The organism is Paenibacillus peoriae KCTC 3763, assembly GCF_000236805.1.
GTDB classification, from domain to species: domain Bacteria; phylum Bacillota; class Bacilli; order Paenibacillales; family Paenibacillaceae; genus Paenibacillus; species Paenibacillus peoriae.
The window spans coordinates 61,809-74,324 of record NZ_AGFX01000047.1 but is presented as its reverse complement, the minus strand read 5'-3'; the positions used below and the strand labels follow the sequence as shown (position 1 = coordinate 74,324).

General features: G+C 48.8%; 10 protein-coding genes. 9 read left to right on the top strand and 1 reads right to left on the bottom strand.

Features of this window, described 5'->3' with window-relative positions; translation table 11 throughout:
• Positions 1 to 17 precede the first annotated feature (17 nt).
• The 4 genes from KQI_RS0125025 to KQI_RS0125010 all read left to right on the top strand — a co-directional run bounded on the left by KQI_RS0125025 (position 18) and on the right by KQI_RS0125010 (position 4,635).
• Entirely contained in the window at positions 18 to 1,025 is a 1,008-nt protein-coding gene (locus KQI_RS0125025; RefSeq protein ID WP_010349637.1) for a glycosyltransferase family 2 protein, read from the top strand.
• Complete coding sequence (locus KQI_RS0125020) at positions 988 to 1,407, top strand: GtrA family protein (RefSeq protein WP_010349636.1); 420 nt, start codon at positions 988 to 990, stop codon at positions 1,405 to 1,407. Before KQI_RS0125025 ends, KQI_RS0125020 begins: the two co-directional genes overlap by 38 nt.
• Before the next feature lie 131 nt (positions 1,408 to 1,538).
• Positions 1,539 to 3,173 (top strand): glycosyltransferase family 39 protein, encoded by a 1,635-nt coding sequence (locus KQI_RS0125015; protein ID WP_010349634.1) that lies wholly within the window; start codon positions 1,539 to 1,541, stop codon positions 3,171 to 3,173.
• A 286-nt stretch (positions 3,174 to 3,459) separates the two neighbouring features.
• Positions 3,460 to 4,635, top strand: coding sequence for an S-layer homology domain-containing protein (locus KQI_RS0125010; protein ID WP_010349633.1), 1,176 nt, complete (start codon positions 3,460 to 3,462; stop codon positions 4,633 to 4,635).
• Between the two features lie 74 nt (positions 4,636 to 4,709).
• On the opposite strand, the gene KQI_RS0125005 is transcribed toward KQI_RS0125010, so the two are convergent.
• Positions 4,710 to 6,128: a VanW family protein gene (locus KQI_RS0125005; RefSeq protein WP_010349632.1), complete on the bottom strand. Its 1,419-nt coding sequence runs from the start codon at positions 6,126 to 6,128 to the stop codon at positions 4,710 to 4,712.
• 224 nt (positions 6,129 to 6,352) lie between these two features.
• Between KQI_RS0125005 and ftsE the strand changes: the two genes are divergently transcribed.
• The 5 genes from ftsE to KQI_RS0124980 all read left to right on the top strand — a co-directional run bounded on the left by ftsE (position 6,353) and on the right by KQI_RS0124980 (position 12,488).
• A complete protein-coding gene (gene ftsE / locus KQI_RS0125000; RefSeq protein WP_007432660.1) occupies positions 6,353 to 7,039 on the top strand; it encodes a cell division ATP-binding protein FtsE in 687 nt (228 codons plus the stop codon).
• Positions 7,029 to 7,946, top strand: coding sequence for a permease-like cell division protein FtsX (ftsX, locus tag KQI_RS0124995; protein ID WP_010349631.1), 918 nt, complete (start codon positions 7,029 to 7,031; stop codon positions 7,944 to 7,946). Before ftsE ends, ftsX begins: the two co-directional genes overlap by 11 nt.
• 99 nt (positions 7,947 to 8,045) lie before the next feature.
• A complete protein-coding gene (locus KQI_RS0124990; protein WP_010349630.1) occupies positions 8,046 to 9,329 on the top strand; it encodes a murein hydrolase activator EnvC family protein in 1,284 nt (427 codons plus the stop codon).
• 206 nt (positions 9,330 to 9,535) lie between these two features.
• The gene (locus KQI_RS0124985) at positions 9,536 to 11,002 is read left to right on the top strand and encodes a S41 family peptidase (protein ID WP_010349629.1); all 1,467 of its coding nucleotides are present in this window, start codon (positions 9,536 to 9,538) and stop codon (positions 11,000 to 11,002) included.
• 169 nt (positions 11,003 to 11,171) lie between these two features.
• Complete coding sequence (locus tag KQI_RS0124980; protein ID WP_029390335.1) at positions 11,172 to 12,488, top strand: PDZ domain-containing protein; 1,317 nt, start codon at positions 11,172 to 11,174, stop codon at positions 12,486 to 12,488.
• The last annotated feature ends 28 nt before the right edge of the window (positions 12,489 to 12,516 follow it).

Here is a 12,516-nt window from a genome sequence, read left to right as displayed (position 1 = left end):
AGAAAGAAGGGGCAAGAATGGAGACTAAAATACCTTTTTTATCCGTCGTCATTCCGATGTATAATGAAAGCTCGCATTTGGAGCGTTCACTCACGGTAATTGATGGAGTATTGTCTGTTGTTACCCCACGCTATGAGCTGATTATCGTAGATGATGGTTCCAAAGACGATACGTGGCTCAAACTGTCCGAATTGTCCCGTCGCATGCCTTCTTTGCTCGCGCTGCGGCTGAGCCGGAACTTTGGCAAGGAACTGGCACTGTGCGCAGGTTTGGAAAACGCCTCCGGCGATGCGATCATCGTCATGGACGGTGATTTGCAGCATCCTCCTGAGATGATCGGGGAAATGGTGCGTTTGTGGCAAAATGAAGGTTATGATCTGGTCGAATGTGTGAAAGAATTCAGGGGAGAAGAGTCGGTGGGCAAAAAGCTTGGGGCTTCATTGTTCTATGCGACCTTGAACCGTCTGACGGGCTTTAACCTGAAAGATGCTTCTGATTATAAGCTTTTGGATCGTCGGGTCGTGGATGCCTGGATGGCCATGCCGGAGCGGATGCCGTTTTTCCGCGGAATGACGGCCTGGCTTGGCTTCCGCAAAACCCAGATTTCGTTCCGGGTGGCTCCGCGGGAAGAGGGCCCCAGCCGCTGGAGTCCGTTCGGACTGTTTCGGCTGGCAGCAGAAGCGATTGTTTCGTTTTCAACCGTACCGCTGCGGGTAGTAAGTCTGATGGGAATCATTTTTATGCTGATTTCAGTCGTCTTGGGGATTCAAACCTTGATGCGTAAATTAATGGGTGACGCTGTTACCGGTTTTACCACTGTCATATTGCTGCTCTTGATCATTGGCAGTGTCCTCATGCTGTCCATTGGAGTAGTAGGAGAATATATTGCCGCCATATATCACGAAGTCAAAGCCCGACCCCGTTATCTGATCGCAGACAAGCGGGCGAATGCTGACCGATTGTGGGTGGATAGGGAGTTTAATCAACATGATCAGACGTTCATATCTAAAGTATCCAATCATTAAATACGGTATTGTGGGGCTGCTGGGTACAGGTATCCATGTCGGTGTGCTTGTGCTGCTGGTGGAGCTATTCAAGGTCCCTGCGGTAACAGCTACTACGATAGGATTTGTGGTGACGTTGTGCGTTTCGTACGTGCTGAATCGGAACTGGACATTCGAACCCACCGGCGAGGGGAGCCGCACACAATTTCTTAAATATTTGTTGGTCTGCTCCTGTGGCCTGCTTTTGAATGCAGCTCTTATGTACGTAACCATTCACTGGATTGGTTGGCCGTATTTGATTGGTGAAGTGCTGACTACCATCATCGTCCCCATTCATAATTACCTCTGGAACCGCTATTGGATTTTCTCCGTTCCGCAAAAGCATCAGAAAGAGGTTTCATAATTTTTTGAAAAAGTACGGAAAAACGTTGTTATTATTCAGGTGTATTATAGCGGTTCGATTTATGCAGCTATAGGATGAAAGATAAGGCTATAGCTGCAATACCGCAACAAGTTTGAGGGGGAACGAGAGGAATGTCCTTTCGCAAATGGTCTGCAAGCAGATGGATGGCTATAGGTCTGTTTGTATTAATACTTGCGATAGAGCTGTCCGCAGGCATTTATTTCAGCTATGTTTTGGGATATATGCATACGGACGCGCTCAGTCGCGTAGCTAACGCATTTTATGTGCTGTACAGCCGTGACCCGCATCTGGGCGCAATCGGGTTTATCTGGAATCCGCTGCCCAGTCTTCTGGAAATGGTGATTCTGGTGCTGTATCCGGTTTTTCCGGCATTAGCATCCTATGGATTGGCCGCGGTCATCCTTAGTGCAACCTTCGCTGCTTTAACTGCTATGCTGTTGTATCGGGCTGGTGTCAGAACCGGGCTTAGCTCAGGGATGAGCTTGGTATTGGCTCTGCTGTATGCGCTCAATCCATTTATTTTACTGTTCGGCGCCAACGGGCTGAGTGATTCACTATACATATATTTTATTATGATGACGGTGATTGAATTTGCGCTGTGGCTCAAGGATCGTATGACGGCGAGTCTGATTGTATCCGGATTAGCGTTAGCTATGGCGTTTTGGACTCGCTATGAGGCAGTACCCCTGGGCGTAGCGATGGCGTGTGGCGTGGTCGTAGCAGTGCTGTTTTTACATCGGCATATGGACAGACGTGAACTGCCTTTGCGGGAAAAGCTGCACAAGGTCGAGGCGACCTGGCTTCTGCTCCTGCTCCCCGTGGTCTTTTCCGGGCTGCTGTGGATTTTCTTTAATTATCTCATTATGGGGAATGCTTTTTATTTCCTCAATTCGGAATATTCGAACACGGCGCAATCGGCAGAATTGCTGAATGATGATAAATTCGTGGAGATGTTCACCAATCCGCTGGTAGCCTTGAAGTTTATTGCTTCCAAAACAATCTGGTATTCCGTGCCGCTGTTTGCTATTCTGCTCATTCGCTTATTGAGCGGGCGCTTGTTCCGGTGGGGAACCCTGATTATTTTACTGCTGTTTCTGTCCGTGCCGGGGTTGCAATTTTTACTCATGATGAAACAATCCTCGTATGGGTGGTTCCGTTATTTTATGTATGTGTTCCCCATTACCGTGGCCTGGCTGCCGTATGAGCTGAGCCAGCTCCAGGGACGGTGGCGGAGGGCGGCCTTTGGCCTGGTATCCGTCAGTCTGCTGTTAACCGCCGGATTGCTCTCTTATGCGTTGACTCGTCCGGATATTGCACCGGATGAGAACAGCTTCCTCACCCGAACGGGTAATGTGAACTATGTAAGACAGGTATCAGATCGCAAGATCGCCGTCTGGCTGGATGAGCATCTGCCGAAGTCGACGATTATGACCGATTCGGCCTCGGCCTACACGATGATCGTGTATAGTCAGTATCCCAAACGCTTCCTGATCACAAGTGATTACTCGTTCAATAAAGCATTAAGCTATCCGCAAGATAGCCATGTGGATTATATCCTTGTACCTAAAATCATGCCAGGCATGCCGCTGAGTAAAATCAATATGGTGTATCCAAATTTATATGAAAAGGGTGCGCCGTGGGTCCAGCTTGAGCGTGAGTTTAACGGTGAGTGGCGCCTGTACAAAGTATTACCCAAGTCACAAGCTAAAATATCTGCATCAACGGAGACAACGGCAGCTCCTTGATTGTACAACAAATCCCCGCAATCTCCTCTTCATCTTAGTGTGATGAGGAAGCTGCGGGGATTTTTTTAACCTGTTTAGTGCCCTTGGATGGGTAGCCATGCTAATGCATCCTGAATACATATTTTAGCAAATGTCTAGGTATTAAGTCCTAAACATTATTCATCCTACATTAGGCGGGATGTGGTTATATGGGACGATTTTTTCAATTTGGGGGTTATTTGGGTTTGATTTCTGGTAAAGTGTTTAAAAAAGAATGACGAAGCCAACCAAAGGAGGAATTTATAATATGGGGAAGAAGTTCAGAAACACAGTTACAGGTGTATTGAGTACGGGCCTTATTCTAAGCGCATTCAGCGCAGCGGCAGCAGCTCCTCAAACAACAAGCGGCCATTGGGCAGGAGATCAGGTACAACGCTGGTCAGCTACAGGGCATTTGGATAGTGCAGCGAAACCGGATGCGGCGATTACGCGCGCAGAATTTATTGTTCTTCTGAACCGCAGCTTGGGTACGTTTACAGTGGATACTCCGGCTGTGACGGACGTAACGTATGCGGACAGTGTGAAAGTAAACGGTAATGGAAGCAGAACGTTCACAGACGTACCAGGGTCGCACTGGGCATACAATGAGCTGACAAGTGCCGTGAATGCAGGTTACATAAGCGGCTATGCAGATAACAAGCTCAAACCGAATGGAAAAGTGACACGTCAGGAAGCCGCGGCTATCGTGGGCAAAGCTATTGGACTGACTGCGGGTAACGCAGCAGATGTCACTAAATTCATCGACTCCGACAAGATTGGATCTTGGGCGAAGAAAAGTGTAGCGGCAGCTGCGGAGCAAAAAATCATTAACGGCTATCCTGATGGCAAATTCCAGCCATTGAAGCCGCTGACTCGTGCAGAAGCGATTGCTATTCTGGATGCAGCCTCCGGTTACAACCTGAGTTCTGTTGATAATCTGACAACGACTCCTGGCGGAACCGTAACAGATTCCACGTACAGTAACGTTACGGATTCTACTTATGGCAATACGTCTACTACTTCCGGCAGCGAAGCTGAAGATATCAGCACAAGTACTAGCACAGAAAGCACAACCACAACTACAGATGCTGCGACGAACAGCAGCACGACTGTGGACGACTCTACAACAACCGATACTAATGCAGATACAGACGCAACTATAGACACAACTACTGACGCGGTTTCAAGCACAGGTACACTGAAAGTCAATGATGTGTATGACGGGGAAGGTACAATTACAGGGACAGCCAAAGCTGGTTCCACAGTGACTGCCTATTCCAACGATCTGCCCATCGGTAGTGCGGTAGCCAAGGATGATGGTGCGTTTAGTATCAGTGTGATTGCTCAAAAAGCAACGGTCAAGCTGGTGATCAAGGCTGAAGATGCAGACGGCAACGAAAGTGCGCCTGTAGAAGTTTCTGTTTTGGGTAAACGCAGCGAGTAATCAATCTATAATTAAAATCCCCCTTTAACTCTGTCTGAACCGATTCAGGCAGCCGTTGAAGGGGGATCTTTCGTTTATTCGCTTATGCCGTCCTCAATGATACGCTTTTGCGGTTCACGTGTTTGTGGTTCAGACGATGTACTTTCGTCAGGAACAGCAACAATGCGCTGTTGCGCATGGTATGTATCGCGGCTGATCCGGATGCGTTCCACAGTCTTGCCGTCCACCTTTTTGATTCGGTATGTTTCCACTACATAACCTTCCCTCCCCTGCCGAAGTACCTGATAGAAGCCGGAGGAAAATGAGCCATTACGGATTCTCTTTTCCGGTATAGGAAGGACACGAACCGTGCGAGATTCCAGCTCATAGGACACATTGGACGGGAAGGTGCCAAAAAATTTTACGGTAAGCATGCGGTTTTGAACAGCGGCACGCAGGAGCAAATGCTTGCCCGTATTGTTCTTAAAGCGAAAATTAATAGATCCTGTAGCAAAAGTGGCATCCTGCCCCTTGGGCAGATAGCTGACCGGCAAGGAGTGGTTGCGCCGCTCAATAATGTCCAAACCGACTCGCAGCGCCGCATTATAGACGGTGCTGGAGACCTGGCAAATTCCACCGCCAATGCCGGACTCCAGCTGTCCGTTCACGATCACCGGAGCTTCACGGAAGCCTTGAGTGCGCTCAGCCTTGGCTATAATTTGACCATAGTCAAATGTGTCGCTTGGCTTGAGGATCAAACCGTCAATAGTGCTGGCGGCCGAGTTGACGTTATACACACGTCCTTCCGAGCTGCTGCCCAGGCTGGTGGAAAACTGGACGATTTTACGCTCGATACCTTCGTCCCGCAGGCTATCCACCGTAATATCCGGTTCCAATTGACGAAATGGCAGCTCCACTCGTACTGGTTCCCCGGAGGAGGTTAAATCCTTGGGCAGCGCCTTATCCAGTGCTACGTTTAATTTGGGCCAATCCAGGCGGCGGACGGATCGCCCCGGAATATAGTGAACCTGATCGTATGCGGTGATCTGACGTACGGCATTCACCGGCATGCCGTAGCGCTGTTCCTCCCAATCGGTCCCCAATTGGGCTTTTAAGACTGTCTCATGTCGGGAAGGCGTGACAGACCATTCCTTTTCAAAGGTAAAGCGTGTCTGAACACGAGTCCACAGATGCTCCGAGCCGAGCGCCTTCACGGCATTACGAAATGCTGCTGCATTATAAGTAATCCCTGCTTCTCCAAGGGTAAATTTTATATCCTGCGCACTGCTGTCATTATCCGTTAAGATCAGAGGGCGTTGCTTCAAGGCATCCAGTTTTTCGTCCAGCAGGCGAAGAGCGGCTGTTTTATCCATAGCTCCCATGCTGATTCCTCCGACCCTTACTCCTTTTGGCAGCGTTTGTCTGTCGGCGTACAGGTGAAGCCCTCCCCATAATATTGCCAGCGCCAAAAGTCCACACCATATCCAAATGACAGATAAATGAATTTTTTTCATAGTGCAGTTGTCTCCTGTCTCGTAAGCTTGGTAACGCATTTGTGTGCCATCATATTCATGTATATGTGCCAAATGCGGAAAACTTTCGGTACTATTTAGGTAACAAATTTGTTACAATGATAAACGGTATGATGAAATACAGATATTTTTAAAGGAAATGCATGGAATATGTCGAATGGTTATTAGGTTATACGTAACATGATTAAGCAGCGGGAAGTGATCGAGTGATTGAAATGCAGGATGTGTGGAAGACCTATACTAACGGGACCCACGCACTTCAGGGAGTGTCGGTCAGAATTGACCGCAATGAATTCGTATACGTAGTCGGCCCGTCCGGGGCGGGTAAATCGACTTTTATGAAGCTTATTTATAGAGAAGAAGTACCGACCAAGGGGCAAATTTCGGTTAATGGATTTAATATCGGGAAGCTCAAGCAGCGTAAAATTCCCTATGTTCGTCGTAACATCGGAGTCATTTTTCAGGATTTCCGTCTTTTGCCGCGTTTGACGGCCTATGAGAATGTAGCGTTTGCTATGGAAGTTATCGAGGCTCCCAAAAAGCTGATTCGCAAACGAGTGCCGGAAGTGCTCGAATTGGTTGGTTTGAAAGAGAAAATGAATCGCGAGCCTGCCCAGCTTTCCGGTGGGGAGCAGCAACGCGTAGCGATTGCACGGGCCATCGTGAACAATCCCTCGGTGATCATTGCCGATGAGCCGACGGGTAATCTGGACCCCGAAACATCGTGGGAGATCATGCAATTGCTGGACGAAATTAATTTCCGGGGGACGACGATTGTGATGGCAACACACAATAAGGACATCGTGAACTCCATGCGTAAACGCGTTATTGCCATCGAAAATGGCAACATCGTAAGAGACCAGGTCAGAGGGGAGTACGGATATGACTTTTAATACCTTCTTGCGTCATATGCGGGAAGGTTTCAAAAACATATTCCGCAATGGCTGGATGTCCGTAGCATCCATCACCTCAATTATTGTATCACTGCTTATATTGGGCGTGTTTATCATGCTGGTGCTCAACGTCAACTCCTTGGCTGATCAAGCAGATAGTCAGGTGGAGGTTAACGTGTTTCTGGAGCTGAATGTGGATCAGAGCATGCGTGAAACGCTGCAAAAGGAAATCGCGGCCATGCCGGAAATCAGTAAAACCAGCTTTGTGACTAAAGCTCAAGGATTGGAAGAGCTGCGCAAAGATCTGGGAGAGAGCGGCAAAGACTTGCTGGAGGGCTTTGACAAGGACAGCAATCCGCTGCCGGACAAAATTGTGGTAGAGGTTATTGAACCGACGACGGTTCCATTTGTGGCCGAGAAGATTGAGAAGCTGAATACGTTGCATCCAGAGAAGCCGATTTTAAAGGTTCGTTATGGAAAAGGCACCGTAGAAACGCTCTTTACGATAACCAAGCTGATCCGTAATGTTGGCTTTATTTTCGTAGCCGGGTTGGGGATTATGTCCATGTTCCTGATCTCGAATACGATTCGTGTGACGATATTGGCACGACGCAGAGAGATTAGCATTATGAAGCTGGTCGGTGCGACCAACTTTTTTATACGATGGCCGTTTTTTATCGAAGGCGCGCTTATTGGTCTCATTGGTTCCCTGCTTACCGTAGGTATTTTATTTACAGGCTATCAGCGTCTGCTCACGGCCGTTCAGGGAGATATCGCATTGAATATGCTGAAGCTGATGCCGCTTGAGGGCATTTGGATTCAGTTGAGTGCTTTACTGGTTATTTTGGGGATGCTGGTCGGCATTATTGGCAGTACCCTGTCCATGCGCAAGTTCTTGAAAGTATAAAGAATCATTTGGTGAACGTCGTATCGAACTCAATTAGAACGGGGAAGCCCGCTGTTATGTTGCGATAAAGATTTTGCGATAAAGGATGGGGATTGCAAGTTGAAGAAAACAGGATCTGTGTTGGCCGCTACCCTCGTAGCCGCATTGCTGATTCAGCCTTCTGACGGATATGCCAAAAGCATGAGTGAAATCAATTCGCAGTTGAACCAATTGGAAAAGCAGTCCAAATCTGCCAAGCAACAGCAGGAAAAGGCTGCTCAAGATAAACAGTATGCCCAGCATTATAAAAATAAAACCGTGCAAAACCTGAAAATTGTACTTGGTCAGATTAATAGTGTCAGCGACCAACTGACTCGTGTAGCAGTTGAGATAGATCAAACGGAAGATAATCTGCGTGCGACTAAAAAAGATTTAGCTGAAGCGATTGATCGTATCCAGTCACGGGAAAAAATGCTGGAAACTCGCGTGCGTCTGATGTATACGGATGGAACCGTCTCATATATGGACGTGCTTATGTCTTCGACCAGCTTTAGCGACTTTCTCAGCCGGGTAGATTCCTTAAAAACGATCGTGGAGCAGGATCAAATACTGTTGGACGAGCATAAAAAGGACAAGGCCCTGGTCGTAAGCAAGAAGAAGCAGCTCGACACGGAATATAAAAATGCGAAGAAGCTGTATGCGATCAAGCAGGACGCCAAAGCAGAGCTGAATTCCAAAGAGCAAGAGAAGCAAAGATTGATTGCCGGCTATGATCATGATATTGCTGAGTCAGATGAAATCAGTGAAGAGCAAAATGATATGCTGGTAGCCCTCGCTAACAAACGTGTGGGTCTGTTGCAGGAGAAAAATAAGCTCAGAGCGGAGCAGGCTGCCAAAGCAGCACGTGCCAGAGCGGCTGCACGTGCTGCTGAAGCCAAGCGATATGCTTCTTCATCCTCAGGCACCGGCTCGAATTCCAGCCATGCGGCAGCCAGTACATATACGGGTGGGACAGGTACATTGGCTTTGCCTGTATCTCATTACCGACTCTCATCCACTTTTGGCATGCGGGTACATCCGATTACAGGCAAGCTGAAAGGCCACACAGGCATTGATATGGCGGCTCCGCAGGGAACCGATATTCATGCAGCAGAAGACGGTGTTGTCATTGTGGCCGAATGGTGGAGTGGCTATGGAAACACGGTTGTGATTGACCACGGAGACGGGCTATGGACCCTATACGGACATATTCGCAATGGTGGTACGGTGGTTCATACGGGACAGACGGTGAAACGCGGTCAAAAAATTGCGGAAGTTGGTTCGACGGGTAATTCAACAGGACCTCACTGTCATTTTGAGGTGCGCGAGAATAACAAACCTGTAAATCCGATGAACTATTTATAGTTGAAAAAGGCAAGCCCTATTTGTAGCCAATACGGTTGTAGATAGGGCTTTGCTTTCATAGCTTGATACCCGATGAAGAACATGTGCATTGAGACTCAGAGTAGGATACAATTATCATATTCCGTACAAGCTAGACGTATACTGCGTGAATGGATATACGTTTGAGGAATAGGCTACAAGATAAAGAGAAGGCGGTGGACGATTAGATGTTGAAAAAAAGTACAGCAGTACTCTTGATGGTGATTGGCCTGCTTGGCGGCAGTCTGCTCACTTTTGCTTATACTGGAACGGCCACAGTGGGGAATAGCGCTCTGGGCGAGGGACTGCTGGCAAGTGTGACAGGTAGCAGTTCCGCCTCCAGAAGTGATATCCGCAAAATTGAGACAGCGATGGACCTGATTCAGGGACAATATTATCAGGATGTGGATCGTACCAAGCTGGTGGATGGCGCTATCAATGGTATGATGGAGTCGCTAGGCGACCCGTATTCCTCTTATATGGGCAAAGAAACTGCGCAACAGTTTGAGCAATCTATTGAAGGCTCTTTTACCGGGATCGGAGCCGAGGTAGCAGCGGAAAACGGGAAAGTAGTCGTAGTAACGCCGATTAAAGGTTCTCCGGCCGAGAAGGCGGGACTACGGGCTAAGGATATTATTTTGTCTGTTAATGGTGAAACACTGGATGGATTGGATCTCAACAAGGCCGTTTCCAAAATTCGGGGACCCAAGGGCAGTCAGGCCAAGGTCAAAATTCAGCGCAATGGCTCTCCTGATGCGCTCGAATACACGATTACCCGTGACAACATTGATATGGAAACCGTCACAGCTCATATGGAAAGCGGTGGTGTAGGAGTTATTACCATCACCCAGTTCTCGTTGAATACAGCAGAACGTTTCAAAGAGGAGCTGGCGAAGCTGGAAAAGAAGGGGCTTAAAGGACTCGTCATCGACGTGCGTAATAACCCTGGCGGTGTGCTTTCGGTCGTCATTGATATTGCCCAGCAATTTGTTCCTGCGGGCAAAACGATTGTACAGGTGGAAGACAAGAACCAGAAGCGTGAAGAAGAGAAATCCAAAGGTTCAAGCAAAAACTATCCGGTGACTTTGCTGATGAATAAAGGCAGCGCTAGCGCGTCCGAAATTCTGGCAGGTGCTCTCCAGCAATCGGCTGGTGCAGTGTTGATCGGGGAAAACTCCTTTGGTAAAGGAACCGTACAAACCAGCTATGACAAGCAAATGGGCGACGGCAGCCTACTCAAAATCACGATTGCCAAATGGCTAACGCCAAACGGTACGTGGATTCATAAAAAAGGGATTAAGCCGGATATCGCAGTGGAGCAGCCTGAATACTTCACAGCGGCACCACTGAACAAAGAAAAGTCCTTGAAATACAACATGAATAGCAGCGATGTAAAAAATGCGCAAATCATTCTGCAAGGCTTGGGTTACAAACCGGGGCGTGAAGACGGCTATTTTGATAAAGCGACCGAAAGCTCTGTTATTGCTTTTCAAAAGCAGGCGAAGCTGACAGCTAGCGGTATCATTGATGCGAAGACAGCAGCGGCGATGGAAGCCAAGCTGATTCAAAAGATTCGTGATCCGAAAAACGATAATCAACTCAAGCAGGGGATTGAAGAGATTCGGAAGGAAATGAAGACTGGCGCAGCGAAATAAATATAGGAAGGCTACAACAAGGGGGGCTGGAAACAGCCTCCTTTATTATTGGGATTTATTGGCAGTCTGTCGGTTTGTCTTCCCTACGTTGGCAATTTCATATAGAATAAATGGATATGAAATGTACGTGATCCGCTATACCAGCGGGCCAGGGGCATAAGGAGTGTGAATGAACTTGGAATGGGCATTACAATGGGGATGGAGCGTTCTGAATGCTTGCTTGTACCTGCTTTTGCAGCCGTTTTACTATATCTCAATACTCATTGTCGCGCTTGGCTATCGTCGGCAAATGCTACTGGAGCGTAAGCTCTTTCATACCAGAGTGCACAACTGGACAGGACAAACCTGGCGCGTCGTATGGAGTGGCTTGATCGCCGGAATGGTGCTATCCGCTCTGGGAATGTTCATCAGCGTACATCTGAACACGGCTTCCATCGTGTGTCTGTGGGTGACCACATTGCTGCTCATGCTGGTACGCGTCCGTTACCTGTGCCTGGCCTATTCGGTAGGTCTGCTGGGTGTAGCTCAATTTGTATTGAACGTCGCAGATGGCTGGCAGCCTGAGGGGGCGCTCGGAGCATCGTTAGCAGCTATCCGCGGATTGGATATTCCTGCATTGCTGGTGCTGGTCGCCGCGCTGCATGTGGCTGAGGCGCTGCTGGTTCGCTGGCAAGGAGGAAAGGCGGCCACTCCACTATTTGTGGAGGGCAAACGGGGAAGACTGGTTGGAGGCTACCGTATGGAAGATCTCTGGCCGATTCCATTGCTGCTGCTGGTTCCCGTTCAGGGAGGCTTTGCGCTTCCATGGACACCTTTATTCGGCGGCGACGCCGGAGCCGGATATATGCTGGCTGCCTTACCAGTCCTGATGGGCTTCAGCAGCGTGACGCTGGGCTCCCTGCCACGTCAAAAGGCGGCGCTCACGTCGAACCGCCTGCTCTTGTACAGCGTGGTTTTGCTTCTGCTAAGTCTGCTGGCGGCGTGGTGGAGCCCGCTGATGCTGCTGGCAGCGTTATTCTCCTTCCTCGCCCATGAAGCGCTGATCTGGTATGGCAACCTGGAGGAAAACCGTCTCAGTCCGATGTTTGTTCATCCGGAGCAAGGAATGCGCGTTCTTGCTGTGCTGCCGGACAGCCCGGCGACGGCCATGGGCATTCTGCCAGGGGAGGACATTTACCGGGTGAACGGTGTCGTTGTAAATAGCCGTGCCGAGCTGCACCAGGCCCTGCGAATCAATTCTGCTTTTTGCAAACTGGAGGTGCGCAACCTTCAAGGTGAGATCAAGTTTGTACAGCGTGGCATGTACGATGGCGATCATCACCAGCTAGGGGTTGTGCTTGCACCGGATGAGGACGCGAGTTGGGCCGTGTCTATACAGCCACCCTCAATCTACCGGATTCTTGCAATGCGTATAGGTGCACGGCGACGTAAAGCTGGACAGGCATCGAAGGCAAAGAGTGCAGGCTTGGACACCGTGGAAAAATAGGTTTATCATAAGAGGGCAGTCTTTATTG

Bases quoted from the DNA above. Each gene is read 5' to 3' on its own strand.
- KQI_RS0125025 (WP_010349637.1), top strand. From the start codon at position 18: ATGGAGACTAAAATACCTTTTTTATCCGTCGTCATTCCGATGTATAAT.
- KQI_RS0125020 (WP_010349636.1), top strand. From the start codon at position 988: ATGATCAGACGTTCATATCTAAAGTATCCAATCATTAAATACGGTATT.
- KQI_RS0125015 (WP_010349634.1), top strand. From the start codon at position 1,539: ATGTCCTTTCGCAAATGGTCTGCAAGCAGATGGATGGCTATAGGTCTG.
- KQI_RS0125010 (WP_010349633.1), top strand. From the start codon at position 3,460: ATGGGGAAGAAGTTCAGAAACACAGTTACAGGTGTATTGAGTACGGGC.
- KQI_RS0125005 (WP_010349632.1), bottom strand. From the start codon at position 6,128: ATGAAAAAAATTCATTTATCTGTCATTTGGATATGGTGTGGACTTTTG.
- ftsX (WP_010349631.1), top strand. From the start codon at position 7,029: ATGACTTTTAATACCTTCTTGCGTCATATGCGGGAAGGTTTCAAAAAC.
- KQI_RS0124985 (WP_010349629.1), top strand. From the start codon at position 9,536: ATGTTGAAAAAAAGTACAGCAGTACTCTTGATGGTGATTGGCCTGCTT.
- KQI_RS0124980 (WP_029390335.1), top strand. From the start codon at position 11,172: ATGAACTTGGAATGGGCATTACAATGGGGATGGAGCGTTCTGAATGCT.